Origin of the sequence: Actinomadura sp. NPDC047616 (genome assembly GCF_040642915.1) — a bacterium.
Classification (GTDB): Bacteria; Actinomycetota; Actinomycetes; order Streptosporangiales; family Streptosporangiaceae; genus Spirillospora; species Spirillospora miaoliensis.
On the sequence record NZ_JBEYTB010000023.1, the window covers coordinates 43,396 to 63,477 of the forward strand.

Here is a 20,082-nt window from a genome sequence, read left to right on the forward strand (position 1 = left end):
ACTAGAGTGCCGGACGTCACGTCCCGCGGACAGCGCGTCCGCGCTGGACGGCACGTCCCCTACCCGGAACCCCGAGGAGTACGGTTGCGCCTGCGCGGCATCGCCGTGGTCGGCACGGCACTGGTCGCCGCCGGCCTGGTCTGCCCGGTCTCCGGACAGGCCACGGCGATCGGCGCCCGGCCGGTGCTGGTGTCCCCGAACACGCCGCGGCCGGGCGAGCGGGTCGACGTCACGGTGCCCGGCTGCGAGGCGGCGGGGTCCGGGCGGCGCTGGGCGCGGTCGGCGGCGTTCACCGGGACGGTCACGCTGACCGGGGACGACGATCTCGGCGTCGGCACGGCGGTGGTCCGCCGCGACGCGCGTCCCGGCGTGTACGACGTGACGGCCCGCTGCGGCGACCGGACGATCGTCGGCGGCCTCAAGGTGTCCACCAAGCGGCCGTGGCCCGGCCTGCTGCCGACGCCGCTGAACGCGCAGATCGCCGACGCCGCCCGTCTCAAGGGCTGACGGCGCCCGATTTATCCCTTTTCGCGGTAAAGAGTTCGCGCGACTTCTGGATAGCTCGAAAATCGATACTTCGTTCGACTAACCATCGCGAACAAATGACGCAGAGTAATTATCTGTGATCAGTCGTCACGCTGCGTTTTGTCAGGGCCACTCAACAGCACAGACAACACTCCAGCAAGTGAGGAAGCTCACTCCCAGGAGTCACAAAAGTCAACAACCGCACCCTTGATCGTGTTAATTGATCATGCGATACTTCCCCAGAACCACCCATAACGTACAAGCCTCTCAAAAGCTAATAAACGCCTAGCTTCTCCCATCTCTTACGCGCCGAGAATTCATCGCGAGAGGTCGAGAATGTCCGTCGGAACCGGCACCGCGCACAGGCAAAGGCCATCCCTCTCGCGACCCGGCTCCCCTGTCAGGCGGCACCCGACGGCCTGGCGGCCCTCCTGCACCCGTCCGCCCCCGCGCGGTCTCGGGTAGGCGCACACCGGTGTCACCACAGGACATCCGAACCAGACCCACAACGGCCACGCGCTCAAAGGAGCCGTGGATGGGGACAAGGGGAGTCACCGAATGTCGGCAGAGGCAGGGCTCGACAAGCACACCCCGGCACCGCGGATCGCGGGCTCGGCGAGCGGCGGGACGGCCCGCGAGCCGAGAAGCTACCCGGCCGGCCGTTTCCTCCGGGGGCTGCTGCGCGACCCCCTGGCGGCGCTGGAGGAGGTCAGCCGGAGCAGCGGCGGCGAGATCACGCGGCTGAACCTCGGCCCGTTCCGCCCGTACCTGGTCACCCGGCCCGAGCACCTCCAGTACGTCCTGCGCGACAACGCCCCCAACTACCGGCGCGAGGGACTGATGTGGAAGCCGCTCAGCCGGCTGGTGGGCGAGCCCTCCGGCGCGGACCCGGAGTGGCCCGTCAAACGGCGCGTCTTCCAGTCGCTGCTGACCGGCAAGAGCATCGAGACCTTCACCGACGAGATGGCCGCCACCATCGCCCGGGCCGTCGACGAGCTGAGCGAGCGCGTCCCGCCGGGCACGCCGGTCGACGCCATGGACGCGCTGACCCGCGTCGTCTACCGCGCCATCCTGCGGATCTTCATCGGCGACAAGCTGTCCCTCGCCGACGCCGACCGGCTGGGCGAGGCGATCATGGTCGCCACCACGTCGTCGTTCCGCGCCAGGATGCTGCTGCCGTTCGTCCCGCTGCGGGTCCCGCTGCCCGGAGACCGCGCATTCCACCGCGCGGTGCAGACCGTGGACGACATCGTGTACCCGGTCGTCCGCAAGGCCCGGCGCATGCACGACCAGGGCGAGCACGACCCCACCCGCGACGTGGTGTCGCTGCTGCTGGCGGCGCGTGACGAGAACGGCGCCGCGCTGGACGACAAGGGCATCCGCGACGGCGTGGTGTCCCTGTTCGTGGCGGGCACCGAGACGACGGTGACGGCGCTGAGCTGGCTGTGGGTGGTGCTCGCCGCGCGCCCGGACGTGGCCGCCCGGCTCCAGGACGAGATCGACACCGTGGTCGGCACCGACCAGCCGACCCGCGCCCACCTGCCGCGGCTGCGCTACACCAAGATGGTCCTGCAGGAACTGCTGCGCATGTACTCGGTGGGCTGGATCATCCCGCGCGTCATCGCCGACGACGACGTCATCGACGGCGTGAAGATGCACCGCGGCGCCCCCATGATCGTCAGCCCCTATCTCACCCACCGGGTCGAGGACGTGTGGCCCGACCCCTACGTGTTCGCCCCGGAGCGGTTCGCGCCGGGACGGTCCCGCCACCGTTTCGCCTACCTGGCCTTCGGCGCCGGTCCGCACCAGTGCGTCGGCAGCGTGTTCTTCACAGTCGAGGCCCAGCTCATCGTGGCGACCATGATGAGCCGCCTGCGTCCCAAGCTGCACGGCTCGCCCGCGATCGAACCGCAGGCGGGGCTGACGCTCAAACCGCGCCGGCCCATCGAGATCACGTTCCGTCCGGTCGAGGGCCGGTAGCGGCCGCATGCGACAGATGAGCACCGCCGTCCAGCCGGCGGCCGACCAGCTCCAGCTCGCCGCCGAGCACGGGCGGATCTGCGCCCTGGCCGCGGACTGCCAGCGCGACCTGCAGGACTGCGTGGCCGACCACCCGAGCCTGTTCTCCGGCAACCCGTTCGACCCCCGGCTGGTCAGCGGGGTCGCGCTCGCCAACGCCTTCGGGTCGCCGGGGGCCACGGCCGCCGAGCTGCGGATCGCCTGCCGCGCGTCGCTGTGGGTCTTCGCCGCCGACTGGCTGGTGGACTACGTGGCCAGGACGCCCGAGCAGGTCGACGCCGTCGCGGACGCCTGCCTGGCCGTCGCCGACGGCGCGCCGCCCACGCCCGACGCCCCGCTCGCGCGGATGCTCGCCGAGATCCGCGACGAGATCGCCGCCCGGCCGGGCTTCGCCGCGCACCGGGAGGCCTGGCGGGCGCAGCTCGAACGGTACCTGGCGGCCATGGCCCGCGAATGGGCCTGGGTCGCCGCCCGCACCTCGGGAGACGCGTCGGCTCCGACGTTCGACGAGTACCTGGACAACGCCGACAACTTCGGTTCCAACCTCGTCAACCTCTCGCACTGGATCTTCACCTCCGACGCGCCGGCGCTGGCGCGGCTGGACGAGCTGTGGGCGGTCGGCCAGGAGGTGCAGCGGGTGCTGCGGCTGCTCAACGACCTGGCGACCTTCCGCCGGGACGTCGAGTGGGGCGACCTCAACGCGCTGGCGCTCGGCGTGAGCCGGGACGAGGTGACCGCGCGGATCGGCGCGCTCGTCGACCGCTGCCGCCGCATGATCGAGCCGCTGCGGGCGAGCTGTCCCCGGGAGGCGTCCTACCTGGAACGCCAGATCGGCTACAGCACCGGCTTCTACGGCCGCACCGACTACTGGGGCGAGCTGTGAGCCGCACCGTCCCCTTCCACGGCATGGACGACTGGAGCGAGTGGTGACAGTGGGCGACGTCATCTCGGTACGCACGGCGGAACCGTCCGGAACGGGGGCCGACCTCGCCGCGGCCGCCCGGGAGCTGGTCGGCGGGCTCCTCGCCGAGCCCTGGGGGCAGGTCTCCCCGTCGATCTACGAGACCGGCAAGCTGGTGACCCTGGCCCCGTGGCTCACCGGCCACGACAGGCGCGTGCGGTACCTGCTGTCGGCGCAACGGCCCGACGGCGGGTGGGGCGCGCCGGGCGGCTACGCGATGGTCCCGACGCTGAGCGCGGTGGAGGCGCTGCTGACGACCCTCCGCCGCGACGAGCCCTCCGCGCACGCCGCCGAGCCGCGCGAACTGCTCGGCGCCGCCGACCGGGGGCTGCGGATGCTGGACCGGCTGCTGCCCGCGCTCGACGCCGACAGCGTGCCGGACATGCCCGCGATCGATCTCATCGCCGCCTCCCTCGTCGACGCGATCAACCGGCGGCTGGACGAGCTGGACCGGACGCGGCCGGACCTCGCCCGGGCCGTCTGGTCGCCGGGTGCCCGCCTCGTCCTGCCGCCCGGGCTGGACGACTCCCGGCTGGTCAAGATCCGCAAGGTGCTGGAGGCCGGCGTCGCACCGCCCGGCAAGGTGGTGCACGCGCTCGAGACCGTCGCCGACCTGGCCCGGGGCACCGACGCGGTCCGGCCGGCCGGCACGGGCACGATCGGCGCGTCCCCGGCGGCCACCGCGGCGTGGCTGGACGAGCGGTCGGCCGGTGATCCGGGCAACCCGGCGCGGATCTTCCTGGAGACGGTCGTGAGCCGCCACCACGGGCTGGCGCCGTGCGGCATTCCCATCACCGTCTTCGAACGGGGCTGGGTGCTGTCCATCCTGGCGCGGGTGGGACTGGTGTCGTCCGTGCCCGCCGACCTGCGGACGAGCCTGGAAGACGTGCTCGGCCCGGCCGGGACCCCCGCGGCGGAGGGGCTGCCGACCGACGCGGACACCTCCTCCGGCGCCCTGTACGCCCTGGCCCTGCTCGGCGCGCCCAGACCGCCCGACCTGCTGTGGACGTACGAGACGGACAAGCACTTCTGCACCTGGCCGGGCGAGGACGGCTTCTCCGTGACGGTGAACGCGCACGCGCTCGAAGCCTTCGGGGCCTACCTTCGGCACGTCACGGCGAACGGCGCCCCCGGGGAGGCCGAGGACGGTCCCGGCGGTGCCGCCCCCGTCGAGCGCTACAGGGCGACCGTCGACAAGCTGGTCTCGGTGCTGTGCCGGCACCAGCACGCGGACGGAAGCTGGACCGACCGGTGGCACGTCTCCCCCTACTACGCCACCATGTGCTGCGTCCTGGCCCTGGAGCGCTTCGGGGGGCCCAGGGCGGCGGCCGCGATCGAGCAGGCCCGTCGCTGGATCCTTGACACCCGGCGGCCCGACGGGTCATGGGGACTGTGGGCGGGAACGGCCGAGGAAACGGCTTATGCCGTGCAAACCCTCCTGCCCTCCGTTGACACCTCCGAAGGGCTGAGAAAAGTCATCTCACGGGCCAATGAATTTCTCCTGGCCCACGAAGTCGGACAAAACGGATACCGCGCCGGACCGGCGCTGTGGCACGACAAGGATCTGTACCACCCCGCCGCCATCGTGCGGGCGTCCGTCCTCGCCGCACGCCACCTGGCACGCCTCCACCTGGGGGCGGCGGGATGAGTGGGAGCGCGCCCACGGCACTTTGTCAGGAAAATCACACAATTCCGCGCCGCGGACGCTCCTGGAGGTCAGGGCAATGCACGCCTGATCAAGTCGGCGCGATTCCGGATTAGTACGAATCAGTGAGAACAAGGTACGGCAAGCCGGGCACCGACGTTGCTAAGGTACTGGCGCGTGTCATGCGGTACACCGCCGACCGCACCGGACACCGGGACCCCACCGGCTCGCCGCCGTCAGCCACCTCATGACGGGCACCGAGTCCCCCCGGGAGCCCGTCTGAGGACTCACTGAGGACAAGCCGATGCGTTTCCGCAACTCGCGCCTGCGGACCAAGATCGCCGCCCTGCTGGCGTCACTCTTCGCCCTGTGGGCCTTCGCCGCATGGGTGACCCTGCGCGAGGGCTTGGGCCTGCTGTGGAGCAACACGCTCGACTCGAAGGTCAGCCGCCCCACCGTCTCCCTGGTGACGGCGCTGCAGGAGGAGCGCCGGGCCTCCCTGGTGTACCTGGGCGACCCCGGCGCGCAGGAGCGGCAGGAACTGAACGCCAAGCGCGGCCGCACCGACGTGGCGGTGCGCAAGCTCCGGGCGTCGATCCGCGGCGGAGACGTCGCCAGGGCCGCCAACGACTCGCTCGAAGAGCGTCTCCGGGAGATGGACCGGACGCTGAACGGCCTCGACGGCGGCCGCACGTCCCTCGACGCCGGACGCGGGACCCGCGTCCAGACCGCCACGTTCTACGACGACGTCATCGACTCGGCCTTCCGCGTCTTCTCCTCGACCGGTGCGGTGCTGAACAACGAGGAGATCTCCAAGGACAGCCGCACCCTCAACGCGCTGGTCCGGGCCAAGGAGATGCTGGCCCGCGAGGACGCCCTGCTCGCCGGCGCGATCGCCGCCCGGCGCTTCGACCCCGGCGAACGCGAGCGCTTCATCCGGCTCGTCGGCACCCAGCGGTTCATGTACGAGGAGGCCGCGGCCGAGCTGCCCGAGGCCGACCGCGCCCGGTACGACCGGATGAACGCCGGCGCGACGTTCACCCGGCTGCGCGCGCTGGAGGAGCGGACGATGCAGCGGGCCACCGTCCGCCCGCCCGTCAGCGCCTCGGAGTGGGAGGGGACGACCCAGCCCGCGCTGGCCGACGTCGAGAAGCTCGTGCTGACCGGCGGTGACGACCTGCTGAAGCGCGCCGAGCCGGTCGGCTTCCAGATCATCCTGCGGCTGGTGCTGGCCGGTGGTCTGGGGCTGCTGGCGGTCATCGCGTCCATCGTCGTGTCCATCACCACCGCCCGCGCGCTGGTGCGGCAGCTGGAGAAGCTGCGCGGCGCGGCGTGGGAGCTGGCCCAGGAGCGGCTGCCGGGCGTGGTGCTGCGGCTGGAGCACGGCGAGAAGGTCGACGTCGCCGCCGAGGCGCCCCCGCTGGAGTTCGGCACCGACGAGATCGGGCAGGTGGGACGCGCCTTCAACGCCGTCCGCGAGACCGCGATCCGCACCGCCGTCGAGCAGGCCGAGCTGCGGCGCGGCATCCGGGACGTGCTGCTGAGCCTGGCCCGCCGGACCCAGACGCTGGTGCAGCGGCAGCTGAGCCTGCTCGACCAGATGGAGCGGCGCCGCGACATCGACCCCAAGGAGCTGCAGGAGCTGTTCCGCCTGGACCACCTGGCCACCCGCATGCGGCGCAACGCCGAGAACCTGATCGTGTTGTCGGGCTCCATCCCGGCGCGCGGCTGGCGGCGGTCGGTGCCGATGGTGGACGTGGTCCGCGCCGCGGTCGGCGAGGTGGAGGACTACACCCGGGTGCAGGTGCTGCCGTTCGGTCCGGTGGAGCTGGCCGGACGGGCGGTCGGCGACATCACCCACCTGCTGGCCGAGCTGATCGAGAACGCGGTGTCGTTCTCCCCGCCGGACACGGTGGTGCAGGTCGGCGGGCACATGGTGGCCAGCGGCTTCGCCATCGACATCGAGGACCGCGGGCTGGGCATGACCGACGAGAAGCTGGCGGAGATCAACGAGCGGATCGCCGACCCGCCCGAGTTCAACATGCAGAGCTCGGTGCAGCTGGGCCTGTTCGTGGTCGGCAAGCTGGCCGAGCGGTACGGGGTGCAGGTCTCGCTCAAGCGCTCGGCCTACGGCGGCACCACCGCCGTCGTGGTCGTCCCCCGCGAGCTGGTGGTCGAGCCGTCGGACCGGCGGGGCGCCACCGGGCCGCAGCCCGTGACCGACGGGCAGACCACCGAGAACGGCCTGGCCGTGCGGCCGCCCGCGGCGGTGGGCGCGGCGCCGGTCGGCCCCGGGGAACCCGGCCAGGGCCAGCGGTCGCTGGTCGCGGTCCCCTCCCCCGCGCCCGAGCGCCCAGCGGACCGCTCCAACGGGCGGCGCGCCGCCCCGTCCACCGGCCGCGGCGGCGACGGTGGACGCGCGGCCGGGGACGACGAGGGCGACGACGCGCCCGCCACGGCCCGTACCGGGCCCGGCCGGGGGGCCGCGAACGGCGCCGCGCGTCCCGACGACGACCCCACACCGCCGGAGGACCAGCCAACCGTGCCCGAGAACCCCAGCACACCGTCCGGTCTGCCCGTCCGCGTCCCCCAGGCCAACCTGGCCCCGCCGCTGCGCGAGGACGCGCCGGCGGAGGACGAGCAGCAGGACGAGGAGCCGGACGAACCGGGCCGATCCCCCGAAGAGGTGCTGCGGATCATGGGCTCCTACCAGAAGGGCACCCGCCGCGGGCGTGACGAGGCGGCCAGGGCGATGGGCACGCGAGCAGCAGAAGGCGAGGACGATCAGTGATGCAGAAGTCCGGTTCGTCGGCCGATTTGGGCTGGTTGCTGGACGATCTGGTGAAGCGGGTGCCGCACGCCCGGCATGCGGTCGTGCTGTCCGCCGACGGCCTGCTGATGGCGGCCTCGCAGGGCATGGACCAGGACGACGGCGAGCACCTGGCCGCCGTGGCCTCGGGCATCCAGAGCCTGGCCAAGGGCGCGGGCACCCGGTTCGGCGGCGGTCCCGTCCGGCAGTCCATCATCGAGATGCAGTCGGCGTTCCTGCTGGTCACGGTGGCGGGCAAGGGCGCCTGCCTGGCCGTGCTGGCCGACGAGGAGGCCGACGTGGGGCTGATCGCCTACGAGATGGCCATGCTGGTCGCCAGTATGGGCCACCACCTGACCTCACCGGCCCGGGTGGCGGGCGCCGAGGACCGGGCCGAGCGATGATGCCTCCCGAGGACGACGCCCTGCCGCCGGAGCCGCACGACGAGCGGTGGCTCGACGAGCACGCCGGTCCGATGGTGCGGCCGTACGTGATGACCAGCGGCCGGCTGGAGCCGACCCGGGGCCAGTTCGACCTGATCACGCTGGTGGTGGCCATCGGCCCGGAACCCGAGGGCGAGATCGGGCTGGGGCCGGAGCACCTGGCGATCATGCGGCTGTGCCAGCAGGTGACGTCGGTGGCGGAGCTGACCGGTCATCTGGACCTTCCCGTCGCCACGGTGCGGGTGCTGCTGGGCGATCTGCTCGACAAGGGGCTGATCACCATGCAGGAGCCGCAGCCGGAGGCGGACATGCACGACATCAGGCTCTACAAGGCGGTGATCGATGGTCTCCGGGCCCTCTAGGCGCAAGCTGGACGGCCGCAGGCTGCCCACCGCGGTCAAGATCGTGATCGCGGGCGGTTTCGGCGTCGGCAAGACCACGATGGTCGGCACGGTCTCGGAGACGCAGCCGCTGCGCACCGAGGAGCTGCTGACCGACCAGAGCGTCGGCGTCGACGACGTGTCCGGCGTGGAGCGCAAGACCACGACCACCGTCGCGATGGACTTCGGCCGCATCACCATGCGCGACGAGTACGTGCTGTACCTGTTCGGCACGCCCGGCCAGGAGCGGTTCTGGTTCATGTGGGACGAGGTGGCGCTCGGCGCGCTGGGCGCGGTGGTGCTGGCCGACACCCGCAGGCTGAAGGACTGCTTCCCGTCAGTGGACTACTTCGAACGGCGCGGCACCCCGTTCGTGGTGGCGGTCAACTGCTTCGAGGGCGCCCGCCAGTACGAGCTGGAAGAGATCGAGATGGCGCTCAACCTGGGCCCGAGCGTCCCGGTCATGCTGTGCGACGCCCGCAGGCTCGACTCGTGCAAGAACGTCCTGATCAACCTGGTGATGCACGCCATGAAGGTGCGCGGGGTCGGCGACGCCGCCCCCGCCCAGAAGGTCTGACCCTGGGGGGCGGGCACCGTCCGCCCCCCTTTCACGAATCAGCCCGCCTGGGCGTAGGCGTCGAGGCCGGCGCCGAGGGGCGCGTCGCCTGCGGTCAGTCGGCCCAGGGCGCGACCGGATACCAGGGGATGATCTCCCGGCGGGCGAGCAGCCGGACGTCCCAGTACAGGAAGGTGAACACGCCGGCGACGATCAGCGACGACGCCGTCAGGACGGCGAGGCGGCTCGGCCTGGCCGCGAACCATGCCTGCAACCGGCGCCCCCCGACCGACATCAGGACGAGGAACAGCACGGCCATGATGGCGATGTTCCCCACCGACTGCAGGACGAAGGCCGCCGCCCCGTACAGCGGGTTACCGCTCTCCGCCGCGTCCCGGAACATCTGCCGGAACAGGGGGAACGGCCGTCCGATCAGGAATCCGCCGATCAGCGCGCCCATGAACACCATCGGCGCGTTCGGGAAACGCCGCGCCACCCGCCGGAAGGGGTCCCGGACGATGCCCAGCGCGGCCAGCCCCAGGTAGACCATCACCAGCCCGATGACGCCGAACACCACCATCGACTGGATGCTGCGCGCCGAAAGAGAGCCGGGCGCGTTCTGGGCGGTGGAGAACTGCGGCATGCTCGTCCCCACGAATCCGACGATCGCGCCGTAGACGGCCGACACGACGACCATGCCGGCCGCCATCCAGCCGAGCGGCCTCATCGCCTGGACCAGCCGGTCGCGCCGCCGTCCGACGCCGCCGAGCATGGGCACGACCGTGCCGAACGCCGCGATGTTGCAGGCCGTGAACGACCCGGCGAGCCCGCTGACGAACGCGAACGCGATGCCGGCGGCGACCCCCGCGATCGGCGTCTCCTTCGCGTCGTGCCCGAGCAGCGTGTTGGCGACGTTGTCACCGATCGTCTGGTCGACGAACTCGGCGGACCAGGCGACCGTCAGCAGGAACCCGGCCAGGGCGCTGAGCGCGATGATGAGCCCGCGCCGGCGCGGAAAGTGCCCGTTCACGAACGCGGATGTCGGTGGCTGCGTGGCGGCGGGGATCGTGGACATGCTCGGTGGACTCTGCTGCGACATGACGTTTCCTTGGCGGCGCGGGGATGGCGTCAGGGAGGTGGGCGCGGCGTCGGGACCACGTTTCGCTGAGCGGCCGGGGACGATTCACCCGCCAGCATGAAGCCGCCGCCCGGCCCGTTCTTCTTCCACATTGCGCACCCCCGGCCGTGACCGCCACCGGCCGCAGGGCCCGCCGTCACGCTGTGCCGAAGGGGTTGTCGACGACGTACCGCCACCGCCCGTCCGCGCCACGCCGCGCGACATCGGTGGCGGTGCCCTCGACGTGCACGGGCCGCCCTTCACGGTCGGTGCCGTCGATGACCCAGTCCACGATCAGCAACGCGATGTCACCGGCCGTGTAGACGTGCCGGGGCCGCACGGTGATCGGCGCCCCGAGACCCACGAACTCGGCGTTCGCCGCGTGCGCCTGCCGCCCGGTCAGCGCGCTGCCCGGCTCGGGGACGAACACCGCTCCGCTCTCGTAGACCTCCGCCACCGCGTCCAGGTCACCGCTGTTGAACCGTTCGGCGAACACCGACGGCACGTCCTCGGGACGCTCGGCAAGCTGCCGCATCACAGGTCCTCCCCACAGGCGATAATCACGACGCGGCAACGCTAGGAGGCGCCCTCGTGACTCACCAAACGGTTGGTCACCCGCGTGGTCACCCGTCGCGTCCGGGCCTGCCCGACGACCCGCGCGCGCACGTCACCGAACCCGACCCCGCCTGCCCGGTCGAGATCACCCTGGCGGCGCTGCGCGGCCGCTGGACGACCCTGGTGATCCGCGAACTCCTGCGCGGCGACCGCAGCTTCACCGAACTCCGCCACGCCCTGCCGGCGCTCTCGGACAAGGTCCTGTCCGACCGGCTCGCCCACCTGGCCGAAGCCGGCGTCCTGCACCGCCACCGCGTGCCCGGCTGGCCGCCCACCACCCGCTACAGCCTCACGCCTCAGGGGCACCGCCTCGCCCCTGTCCTGCAGGCCCTGTGGGACTGGGGCGCGCAACACCAGTCCCCAGAGCACGAGTGACGCCGTCTCGCTCCTAATCTTTGCGAATGCGGATTGTGTGGACGACGGGCTCGGGCGCCGATCCCCGGCTGAGCAGGGTCTTCCAAGGCGTTCGGGGCGACGCCGTCGTCAGCGCGGTGGTGGGCGGTAAGCCGGTCTACGTGACGGCGACCGACGCGCATTACGACGGTGACTGCGCCCGGCCGCACCTCCACGACTGCGCCGCGAAGATGGTGCAGGTCTGGGACGCCGCGACCGGCGAGCCGGTACGCACCGTCCACGATGTCGGCGGGACGCACCTGGTGACGACGTCCGTCGAAGGCCGGCCGGTCGCCGTGGTCTGCGACTGGAGCGACACCCCGAAGCCGATCGACCTGGAGTCCGGCGCGGTGCTGGACGGGATCGCCGGTCACCGGGGAGTCGTCCTGGGCCTGGCGGCCGCGGTGCTGGACGACGGCCCCGCCGTGGTGTCGGTGGCCTGGGACGAGACGCTGCGAGTCACGCACCTGGCCGACGGCAAGGTCCGGGTGCTCGGCAGCGCAGAACGGTTCCATGACGTGTCCGTGGTCACCGTCGAGGGCCGCCCGGTCGCGGCGGTGGCGGGTGCCGGGGTCGGGCTCTGGGATCTGGAACGCGGTGGACGGATCGGCTCGCTCCCCGTCGCGTCGAGAATCAGGAAGATCGCCACCTGGCCGGACGGGAACGGCGTGCTCGCCACGCTCTCGTGGGACGGCGAGGTGGAGGTGTGGGATGCCGCCTCCCGGACGCGCCTGAGCCGCCGGATGCCGGGCCCTCAGACGGCACACGACATCGCGGGCATCGTCACCGGCGACGGCCGGCGCCTGGTGGCGCTCAGCGATCAGGAGGCGGTGCACCTGTGGGACGTCGACGCCGGCCGCCCGGCGGAACGGCCCCTGGTCGGCCCCACCAGCTGGTGCGCGCTCACCGACGGCGGCCCCGGCGTGGTCGTCACCGTGTCGCACGCCGACGAGGCCCTCGCGGTCTGGCGGGTGGGCACCGGGACGCGCCATGACGATGCCGGTCATTCGAGCACCGTGCGGTGCCTCACCGTGGCGCCCGGCGGGCGCGTCCTCGCCGGAGGCACGGACGGGGTCGTCGGCTCGTGGCGGCTGGAGGACGGCGCACGCGAGGCCGCGGCCGGCGCGATGCCCGCGCAGGTCCACGCCGTCGCGGCGGTACCGGCCGGTGACGGCGTCGCCGTCGTCGCCGGCGGCGGCGACCTGCACGGTGTCACCGACGACGCGCTGCACCGCTGGTTCGACGGCGGTCCGGACCGGCCCGTCGCCGTCGACCATCGCGGCGAGGTCCGCCTCGTGGTCCCCGCCGTCGTCGACGGACGTTCGATCGTGCTGACCGCGGGCTGCGACACGACGCTGCACATCACCGACCTCGTCACCGGGGAGCGCCTCGGCGACATCCCAGGACGGCACCAGCCCGACGGCATCGCCGTCGGCGAACTCGGCGGACGCCCGGTCGCCGCCGTCAGCCGGGCCTTCGGCCCCTTCCAGTTGTGGGACCTGCGCGAAGGCGCCCCGATCGTCACACCGGTCACCGAGGCCATGCGGCCCGCCGAACGCGTCCGCGCCTTCGTCCGTCTCGGCGAGGAACCGGCGATCGTCACCTCGCGTGGCCATGCCGTGCGCGTCATGGACCTCGGCACCGGCGCCGCGTGGCACCTCGCCCCCGACGACATCGAGCACGTGACCGCCCTGGCGGTCCACAGCGCCGGGAGACCACTGGCCGCCGTGGCCCGCACGGACCGCTCGGTGACCCTGTTCGACCTTCCGACGAGGGCACCCCTAAGCGTGTTCACGCTGCCGTACCCGGCGACCGCGCTCGCCTGGGCACCCGACGGCGACCTGATCGTCGGGTGCCGGAGGGATCTGCTCCGCGTCCGGCGAGCAGAATGATCACATGGGCGAGATAGAGATCCGCACGGCGCACACCGCCGAGCTGGACGGCGCGACGCTCGCATCGGTCCGGGCGCTGCTGGCGGACGTCTTCGACGGGGACCTGTCCGACGCGGACTGGGAGCACGCGCTGGGAGGCGTCCACGCACTGGCGTGGGACGGGGCCGAACTGGTCGGGCACGCGTCGGTGGTCCAACGGCGCATGCTGCACGACGGCCGCGCACTGCGCACCGGCTACGTCGAGGCCGTGGGCGTCCGAGGCGACCGGCAACGCAAGGGCCACGGTGCCGCCCTCATGGGGGCCATCGAACGCGTGCTGAGAGGGGCGTACGAACTGGGTGCCCTGTCCGCCAGCGACGAGGCCATCGAGTTCTACACGGCGCTCGGCTGGAGGCGGTGGCAGGGGCCGTCCTACGCGCTCACCCCGCAGGGCGTCGTACGGACCGAAGAAGAGGACGACGGCATCTTCGTCCTCCCCGTGAACACCACGGTCGACGTGTCCGGCGCGCTGACCTGCGACTGGCGCGACGGCGACGTCTGGTGACGCGCTCCCCGGAACAGCGCCGCCCGTAATGCGTCAGGACGATGGCGTTGACGGCCCAGGAGAGGCATCCGGGCCGAGCATGGGGGGCTCGGGCCGGATGCCGGTGCCGGAGGCGGACGTCAGCCCGTGCGGGACACCACGTAGTCGCACAGGCCCGTCAGGGCGGTGCGGGCGGGGATGTCGGGCAGGGTCAGCAGCTCGGCGCGGGCGTCCTCGGCCCAGGCGCGAAGGTCGGCGCGGGCGCGGTCCATCGCCGGGTGGGCGCGCAGCAGCGTCAGGGCCTCGGTGTGCAGCGCGTCGTCGGTCAGGTCGAGGGTCAGCAGCTCGCGCAGACGGGCGTCGTCGGGACCGGAGCCGATGCCGGACTGGACGTGGTGGATCGGCAGGGTGCGGATGCCCTCACGCAGGTCGGTGCCGGGGGTCTTGCCGGACTGCTCGGTCTCCGACGCGACGTCCAGGATGTCGTCCGACAGCTGGAACGCGACGCCGATCTTCTCGCACGCCGAGGTGATGGTGTCGACGACGTGGGACGGCGCCCCGGCCAGCAGGGCGCCGAGCTGGCCGGACGTGGCGATCAGAGACGCGGTCTTGTCGGCCAGCACCTGCAGGTAGTGCTTGAGCGGGTCGGCGTCCTCGGCCGGGCCGACGGTCTCCTGGATCTGGCCGCGCACCAGCCGCGCGAACGAGCGCGCCTGGATGCGCACCGCCTCCGGCCCGAGGTCGGCCAGCAGGTCGGAGGCGCGGGCGAACAGGTAGTCGCCGGTGAGGATGGCGACGGTGTTGGTCCACCGGGCGTTGGCCGACTGGTCGCCCCGGCGCACCGTCGCCTCGTCCATCACGTCGTCGTGGTACAGCGTGGCGAGGTGGGTCAGCTCGACCACCACCGCGGCCGGGACGACACCGGACGCGGCGGGGTCCCCGAAGTGGGAGGCGAGCAGCACCAGCATCGGGCGGAACCGCTTGCCGCCCGCCTCCAGCAGGTGCCGGGACGCCTCCGCGAGCAGGGGGACCTCGCTGCGCACCGACTCGCGGAGCAGGTCCTCGACCGCGGCGAGCCGTTCCCGGATGTCCGCCGCGAGACCGTCGTCCACTGTCAGGTCGAACGCAACGGCACTACTCACCAGGACCCCCGGTCTAGCGGACGAACATCTGCGACGCGGCGTGCCCCGCGAGGTCCAGCACGGGCTGGGGCAGCACGCCGAGTACAACAGTAGCCGTCAGACCGAGCGCCACGGCAGCCGCGGTGGCCGGTCCGGCGACCACGGACGGACCGTCGGCCTCCGGCTCGGAGAAGAACATCACCACGATGACGCGGACGTAGAAGAACGCCGCGATCGCCGAGGCGATGACGCCGACCACGACCAGCGGGGTGGCACCGCCCTGCACGGCCGCGCTGAACACCGCGAACTTGCCGGTGAACCCGCTGGTCAGCGGGATACCGGCCATCGCCAGCAGGAAGAAGGCGAACGTCCCGGCCACCACCGGGGAGCGGCGCCCGAGCCCGGCCCAGCGCGACAGGTGCGCGGCCTCGCCGCCCGCGTCCCGCACCATCGAGATCACCGCGAACGCGCCGATCACGGTGAAGCCGTAGGCGGCCAGGTAGAACAGCGAGCCGGACAGGCCGTCGCGGGACGTGGCGATCACGCCCGTGAGCAGGAAGCCCGCGTGCGCGATCGACGAGTAGGCCAGCATCCGCTTGACGTCGGTCTGGGTGATCGCGACGACCGCGCCCGCGATCATCGTGAGAATCGCCACACCCCACATCGCGGGCCGCCAGTCCCAGCGCAGGTTCTCGAACGCGACGTAGTACACCCGCAGGATCGCGCCGAACGCCGACACCGTGGTGCAGGACGCCATGAGCGCGGTGATCGGGGTCGGGGCGCCCTGGTACACGTCCGGCTTCCACATGTGGAACGGCACCGCGCCCAGCTTGAACAGCAGGCCCACCGACAGCAGCGCGGTCCCGGCCAGCAGCAGCGTCTCCTGGCCGGCGTTGCGGCTGAGCTGGTCGGCGACGGCCGACAGCCGCACCGACCCGGCGTAGCCGTACAGCAGCGCCACCCCGTACAGGAAGAACGCCGACGAGAACGCGCCCAGCAGGAAGTACTTGACCGCGGCCTCCTGCGACAGCAGCCGGCGGCGCCGCGCCAGCCCGCACAGCAGGTACAGCGGCAGCGACAGGATCTCCAGCGCCACGAACATGGTCAGCAGGTCGTTGGCGGCCGGGAAGGTGATCATTCCGGCGACCGCGAACATCATCAGCGGGAACACCTCGGTCTGGGTGCCGCCCGCCGCCGCGGTCTCCTGCTCGGCCTCCGTGCCGGGCAGCGCCGCGGCCTGCGCCGCGAAGTGGCCCTGCTGACGCTCGGCGATCAGCAGCAGGCTGACCAGCGCCAGCACCAGCACGGTGCCCTGGATGAACAGCGTCGGCCCGTCCACGCCCAGCGCGCCCTCGGCGGCGACGTGGAACGGCTTGTCGAAGGCGAGCATGATCGTGCCGAACAGCGCCCCGGCCAGGCCCACGCCCGCCACCGTCAGCTGCACCGGATACCGCCAGGCGCGGCCGACGAACGCCTCCACCAGCACGCCGAGCACGGCCGCGCCGAACATCACCAGGATCGGCGCGATCTGCCCGTACTCGATGTGCGGCGCGGGGATCTCGTTCTGCGCCAGCACGACGCTCACCGAAGTCGAGGTGCTCACGGACGCGCTCCGTTCTCAGCGACGATCTGGGGCGCCGGGTCGTGCTTGTCGACCCGGGCCAGCGTGTGCTGCACCGAGGGGTTGATCACGTTGAGGACCGGCTGCGGGAAGAAGCCCATCGCCACGATGATCGCGATGATCGGGCCGATGGCGAGCCGTTCGCGCAGCGACAGGTCCTTCATGCCGCCGACGGCCTCCTTGGCCGGGCCGCCCATGGTGCGCTGGTACATCCACAGGATGTAGATGGCGGCCAGGATGATGCCGGTGGCGGCCAGCACCGCGGCCACCCGGTAGCGGGTGAACGTGCCGGTGAGCACGAGGAACTCCGACACGAACGGCGCCAGTCCGGGCAGCGACAGCCCGGCCAGGCCCGCGACCAGGAAGCTGCCCGCCAGCAGCGGCGCCACCTTCTGCACGCCGCCGAACGCGTCGATCCGCGCCGACCGCCGCCGCGTGATCATGAACCCGACCACCAGGAACAGCGCCCCGGTGGCGAACCCGTGGTTGATCATGTAGAGGGCGGCGCCGGACTGGCCCTGCGAGGTCATCGCGAACACGCCCATCACGATGAACCCGAAGTGCGACACCGACGTGTAGGCCACCAGCCGCTTGAGGTCGACCTGCCCGATCGCCAGCACCGCGCCGTAGATCACGCTGACCACCGCCAGCGCGATCACCACCGGAGTGGCCCACTTGGCGGCGCCGGGGAACAGCTCCAGGCAGAACCGCATCATCCCGTACGTGCCGACCTTGTCCAGCACGCCGACGATCAGCACCAGCGCCCCGGCCGGGGACTGCGCCGCCGCGTCCGGCAGCCAGGTGTGCACCGGCACCATCGGCGCCTTGATCGCGAACGCGACGAAGAAGCCGAGGAACAGCCACTTGGCCGTGGTCGGATCGATCTGCAGCCGGGTCAGCTCGCTGAACAGGAACGTGCCGTGCCCGACCCCGCCCTCGCTGACCGGACGGTTCGACAGCGGGTACAGCCAGATGACGGCCACCAGCATCAGCAGCCCGCCGAACAGCGAGTACAGCAGGAACTTGACGGCCGCGTACGAGCGCTGCGCCCCGCCGTAGTACCCGATGAGGAAGTACACCGGGATCAGCATGGCCTCGAAGAACACGTAGAAGAGGAAGACGTCGGTCGCCGCGAAGACGCCGATCATCATCGCTTCCATGGCCAGCAGCAGCGCGAAGTACGTCTTCACCGACCGGCGCGGCGGCACGTCCACGCCGCCGGAGCGGTCCGCCTCGTGCCAGGACGCCAGGATCACCAGCGGGACGAGGATCACCGACAGCCCGATCAGCGCCAGCGCGATGCCGTCCACGCCGACCGCCCAGTGCACCCCGAACGCGCGGATCCACCAGTAGGTCTCTTCGAACTGGAAGCGCGGCCCGCCGGTGTCGAACTGGGACGCCATCAGCAGCGTGACCAGCGCGACCAGCACCGACACGCCCAGAGCGGCCTGTTTGGCCAGCTCCTCGCGCGCCCGCGGCAGCACGCCGACGACCAGCGCGCCCACCGCGGGGAGCGCGATCAGGACGGACAGCCAGGGAAAGTCTTCCATCAGACGTTCACCACCAGCAGCGCCGCCACGACGATGGCCGCACCGAAGAGCATGGAAAGGGCATAGGAGCGGACGAAGCCGGTCTGCACCCGACGCAGGCGGCCCGAACTGCCGCCGACGCCCGCGGCCAGCCCGTTGACCAGGCCGTCCACCCCGCGGTTGTCGAACCAGACCGCCAGGCGGGTCAGCCACTGCCCGGGACGCATCAGCAGCGACTCGTTGATGGCGTCGCCGTACAGGTCCTTGCGGGCCGCGACGGTGAGGAACGACCCGGCGGGCGCGGTGCGCGGCACCGGGCGGGCCCCGTACTGCCGCCACGCGATCGCCACACCGATGACCATCAGCACCAGCGTGGCGATGCCCGGCACGGTGATCCAGTGGAACTCGCTCTCGTGCGGGTGCCCGACCACCGGGCCGAGGAAGTCGGAGAACCCGCCGAGGATCAGGAAGCCGCCCGCGAACAGCGACCCGACCGCCAGCAGCATCAGCGGCACGGTCATCACCTTGGGCGACTCGTGCGGGTGCACGCCGTCGTCCCACCGCTGCTCGCCGTAGAAGGTCATGAACATGACCCGGGACATGTAGTACGCGGTGACGCCCGCGCCGACCAGCGCGCAGGTGCCGAGGATCGCGCCGGACGTGCCGCCCTTGTGGAAGGCGGCCTCGATGATGGCGTCCTTGGTGAACCAGCCGGACAGCAGCGGGAACCCGATGATCGCCAGGTAGCCCAGCCCGAACGTGGCCCAGGTGATCACCATGACGGCGCGCAGCGCGCCGTACCGGCGCATGTTCACGTCGTCCTTCATGCCGTGCATGACCGACCCGGCGCCCAGGAACAGCCCGGCCTTGAAGAAGCCGTGCGCGATCAGGTGCGCGATGGCGAAGGCGTAGCCGGCCGGGCCCAGCCCGGCGGCCAGCATCATGTAGCCGATCTGCGACATCGTCGAACCGGCCAGGGCCTTCTTGATGTCGTCCTTGCCGCACCCGATGACCGCACCGGCCAGCAGCGTGACCGCGCCGACGATCGTCACCGCGAGCTGCGCGTCCGGCGCCATCTCGAAGATCGGCGCGGACCGGACGATCAGGTACACGCCCGCGGTCACCATCGTCGCCGCGTGGATCAGCGCCGACACCGGGGTCGGGCCCTCCATCGCGTCCAGCAGCCAGGACTGCAGCGGAAGCTGCGCCGACTTGCCGCACGCGCCGAGCAGGAGCAGCAGCCCGATCGCGGTCGCCGTGCCCGTGCTCAGCTGGGACGCCACGCCCACGTGCTCGGCGCCCTCACCGAGGATCTGCTCGAACCCGACCGTGCCGAACGTGGCGAACATCAGCATGATCGCGGTGATGAAGCCGAAGTCGCCGACCCGGTTCACCACGAACGCCTTCTTGGCGGCGGTGGCCGCGCTGGGCTTGTGCTGCCAGAACCCGATCAGCAGGTACGAGGCCAGGCCCACGCCCTCCCAGCCGATGAACATGGCCACGTAGTTGTCGCCCAGCACCAGCAGCAGCATCGCCGCCACGAACAGGTTCAGGTAGGCGAAGAAGCGCCGCCGGTCGGGGTCGTGCTCCATGTAGCCGATGGAGTAGATGTGGATGAGCGAACCCACCCCGGTGATCAGCAGCACGAAGCTGATGGACAGCGGGTCCACCAGCAGCCCCATGTCGACCTTGAACGACCCGACGTCGAAGAACTCCCACAGGTGCAGCGCGCGGCGCCGCTCCTCCGGGTCGTAGCCGAGCATCTGGACGAACATCGCCGCGCCCACCAAGAAGGACGCCAGCGACATGGCGACGCCGAGCAGATGCCCCCACCTGTCGGTGCGGCGCCCGCCGAGCAGCAGGACCGCCGCGCCGGCCAGCGGCAGCGCGATGAGGAGCCAGGCGGCAGCCTGGATGCCTTCCGCTTTCATCC

At 71.7% G+C, this 20,082-nt stretch carries 17 protein-coding genes; 11 read left to right on the forward strand and 6 right to left on the reverse strand.

Going from position 1 to position 20,082, the window contains the following annotated elements:
- The first annotated feature begins 84 nt into the window (after positions 1-84).
- The 8 genes from ABZ801_RS37565 (at position 85) to ABZ801_RS37600 (ending at position 9,359) form a co-directional block, all read left to right on the forward strand.
- Positions 85-507, forward strand: coding sequence for a hypothetical protein (locus ABZ801_RS37565; RefSeq protein ID WP_360707663.1), 423 nt, complete (start codon positions 85-87; stop codon positions 505-507).
- Between the two features lie 576 nt (positions 508-1,083).
- A complete protein-coding gene (locus ABZ801_RS37570; RefSeq protein ID WP_360707665.1) occupies positions 1,084-2,505 on the forward strand; it encodes a cytochrome P450 in 1,422 nt (473 codons plus the stop codon).
- 16 nt (positions 2,506-2,521) lie between these two features.
- Entirely contained in the window at positions 2,522-3,427 is a 906-nt protein-coding gene (locus tag ABZ801_RS37575; RefSeq protein ID WP_360707668.1) for a terpene synthase family protein, read from the forward strand.
- A gap of 43 nt (positions 3,428-3,470) precedes the next feature.
- Entirely contained in the window at positions 3,471-5,153 is a 1,683-nt protein-coding gene (locus tag ABZ801_RS37580) for a prenyltransferase/squalene oxidase repeat-containing protein (RefSeq protein ID WP_360707671.1), read from the forward strand.
- Between the two features lie 301 nt (positions 5,154-5,454).
- A complete protein-coding gene (locus ABZ801_RS37585; protein ID WP_360707674.1) occupies positions 5,455-7,941 on the forward strand; it encodes a nitrate- and nitrite sensing domain-containing protein in 2,487 nt (828 codons plus the stop codon).
- Complete coding sequence (locus ABZ801_RS37590; protein WP_344948879.1) at positions 7,941-8,363, forward strand: roadblock/LC7 domain-containing protein; 423 nt, start codon at positions 7,941-7,943, stop codon at positions 8,361-8,363. Before ABZ801_RS37585 ends, ABZ801_RS37590 begins: the two co-directional genes overlap by 1 nt.
- A complete protein-coding gene (locus tag ABZ801_RS37595) occupies positions 8,360-8,764 on the forward strand; it encodes a DUF742 domain-containing protein (RefSeq protein ID WP_344948701.1) in 405 nt (134 codons plus the stop codon). Before ABZ801_RS37590 ends, ABZ801_RS37595 begins: the two co-directional genes overlap by 4 nt.
- Entirely contained in the window at positions 8,745-9,359 is a 615-nt protein-coding gene (locus tag ABZ801_RS37600; RefSeq protein ID WP_344948698.1) for an ATP/GTP-binding protein, read from the forward strand. Before ABZ801_RS37595 ends, ABZ801_RS37600 begins: the two co-directional genes overlap by 20 nt.
- Positions 9,360-9,453: 94 nt before the next feature.
- On the opposite strand, the gene ABZ801_RS37605 is transcribed toward ABZ801_RS37600, so the two are convergent.
- Together ABZ801_RS37605 and ABZ801_RS37610 are read right to left on the reverse strand one after the other, a co-directional pair.
- The gene (locus tag ABZ801_RS37605) at positions 9,454-10,437 is read right to left on the reverse strand and encodes a hypothetical protein (RefSeq protein WP_360707678.1); all 984 of its coding nucleotides are present in this window, start codon (positions 10,435-10,437) and stop codon (positions 9,454-9,456) included.
- A 175-nt stretch (positions 10,438-10,612) separates the two neighbouring features.
- Positions 10,613-10,990, reverse strand: coding sequence for a DUF4440 domain-containing protein (locus tag ABZ801_RS37610; protein ID WP_360707681.1), 378 nt, complete (start codon positions 10,988-10,990; stop codon positions 10,613-10,615).
- A 56-nt stretch (positions 10,991-11,046) separates the two neighbouring features.
- Here ABZ801_RS37610 and ABZ801_RS37615 point away from each other — a divergent pair, with 56 nt between their 5' ends.
- Genes ABZ801_RS37615 through ABZ801_RS37625 form a run of 3 tightly spaced genes read left to right on the forward strand, consistent with a single transcriptional unit; the run spans position 11,047 to position 13,899 of the window.
- Positions 11,047-11,445: a helix-turn-helix domain-containing protein gene (locus tag ABZ801_RS37615; RefSeq protein WP_360707683.1), complete on the forward strand. Its 399-nt coding sequence runs from the start codon at positions 11,047-11,049 to the stop codon at positions 11,443-11,445.
- 26 nt (positions 11,446-11,471) lie between these two features.
- On the forward strand, positions 11,472-13,355 hold the full coding sequence (locus tag ABZ801_RS37620; RefSeq protein WP_360707685.1) for a WD40 repeat domain-containing protein: 1,884 nt from the start codon (positions 11,472-11,474) through the stop codon (positions 13,353-13,355).
- A 4-nt stretch (positions 13,356-13,359) separates the two neighbouring features.
- Positions 13,360-13,899 (forward strand): GNAT family N-acetyltransferase, encoded by a 540-nt coding sequence (locus ABZ801_RS37625; RefSeq protein WP_360707688.1) that lies wholly within the window; start codon positions 13,360-13,362, stop codon positions 13,897-13,899.
- Positions 13,900-14,018: 119 nt separating this feature from the next.
- On the opposite strand, the gene ABZ801_RS37630 is transcribed toward ABZ801_RS37625, so the two are convergent.
- The 4 genes from ABZ801_RS37630 to nuoL are packed head-to-tail and all read right to left on the reverse strand — an operon-like array spanning position 14,019 to position 20,080.
- On the reverse strand, positions 14,019-15,020 hold the full coding sequence (locus tag ABZ801_RS37630) for a polyprenyl synthetase family protein (RefSeq protein WP_344948683.1): 1,002 nt from the start codon (positions 15,018-15,020) through the stop codon (positions 14,019-14,021).
- Positions 15,021-15,033: 13 nt separating this feature from the next.
- Positions 15,034-16,602: an NADH-quinone oxidoreductase subunit NuoN gene (nuoN, locus tag ABZ801_RS37635; protein ID WP_344948680.1), complete on the reverse strand. Its 1,569-nt coding sequence runs from the start codon at positions 16,600-16,602 to the stop codon at positions 15,034-15,036.
- Positions 16,599-18,170: an NADH-quinone oxidoreductase subunit M gene (locus ABZ801_RS37640; RefSeq protein ID WP_344948678.1), complete on the reverse strand. Its 1,572-nt coding sequence runs from the start codon at positions 18,168-18,170 to the stop codon at positions 16,599-16,601. Before ABZ801_RS37640 ends, nuoN begins: the two co-directional genes overlap by 4 nt.
- Positions 18,170-20,080, reverse strand: a complete 1,911-nt coding sequence (gene nuoL, locus ABZ801_RS37645; RefSeq protein ID WP_360707693.1) for an NADH-quinone oxidoreductase subunit L — start codon at positions 20,078-20,080, stop codon at positions 18,170-18,172. The genes ABZ801_RS37640 and nuoL overlap by 1 nt, the downstream gene beginning before the upstream one ends.
- Between the last annotated feature and the right edge of the window lie 2 nt (positions 20,081-20,082).

What these genes read in the sequence shown, in the direction of transcription:
- ABZ801_RS37570 (WP_360707665.1), top strand. Translation starts at nt 1,084, where the DNA reads ATGTCGGCAGAGGCAGGGCTCGACAAGCACACCCCGGCACCGCGGATC.
- ABZ801_RS37575 (WP_360707668.1), top strand. Translation starts at nt 2,522, where the DNA reads ATGAGCACCGCCGTCCAGCCGGCGGCCGACCAGCTCCAGCTCGCCGCC.
- ABZ801_RS37585 (WP_360707674.1), top strand. Translation starts at nt 5,455, where the DNA reads ATGCGTTTCCGCAACTCGCGCCTGCGGACCAAGATCGCCGCCCTGCTG.
- ABZ801_RS37590 (WP_344948879.1), top strand. Translation starts at nt 7,941, where the DNA reads ATGCAGAAGTCCGGTTCGTCGGCCGATTTGGGCTGGTTGCTGGACGAT.
- ABZ801_RS37595 (WP_344948701.1), top strand. Translation starts at nt 8,360, where the DNA reads ATGATGCCTCCCGAGGACGACGCCCTGCCGCCGGAGCCGCACGACGAG.
- ABZ801_RS37600 (WP_344948698.1), top strand. Translation starts at nt 8,745, where the DNA reads ATGGTCTCCGGGCCCTCTAGGCGCAAGCTGGACGGCCGCAGGCTGCCC.
- ABZ801_RS37605 (WP_360707678.1), bottom strand. Translation starts at nt 10,437, where the DNA reads ATGTCGCAGCAGAGTCCACCGAGCATGTCCACGATCCCCGCCGCCACG.
- ABZ801_RS37610 (WP_360707681.1), bottom strand. Translation starts at nt 10,990, where the DNA reads ATGCGGCAGCTTGCCGAGCGTCCCGAGGACGTGCCGTCGGTGTTCGCC.
- ABZ801_RS37620 (WP_360707685.1), top strand. Translation starts at nt 11,472, where the DNA reads ATGCGGATTGTGTGGACGACGGGCTCGGGCGCCGATCCCCGGCTGAGC.
- ABZ801_RS37625 (WP_360707688.1), top strand. Translation starts at nt 13,360, where the DNA reads ATGGGCGAGATAGAGATCCGCACGGCGCACACCGCCGAGCTGGACGGC.
- ABZ801_RS37640 (WP_344948678.1), bottom strand. Translation starts at nt 18,170, where the DNA reads ATGGAAGACTTTCCCTGGCTGTCCGTCCTGATCGCGCTCCCCGCGGTG.
- nuoL (WP_360707693.1), bottom strand. Translation starts at nt 20,080, where the DNA reads ATGAAAGCGGAAGGCATCCAGGCTGCCGCCTGGCTCCTCATCGCGCTG.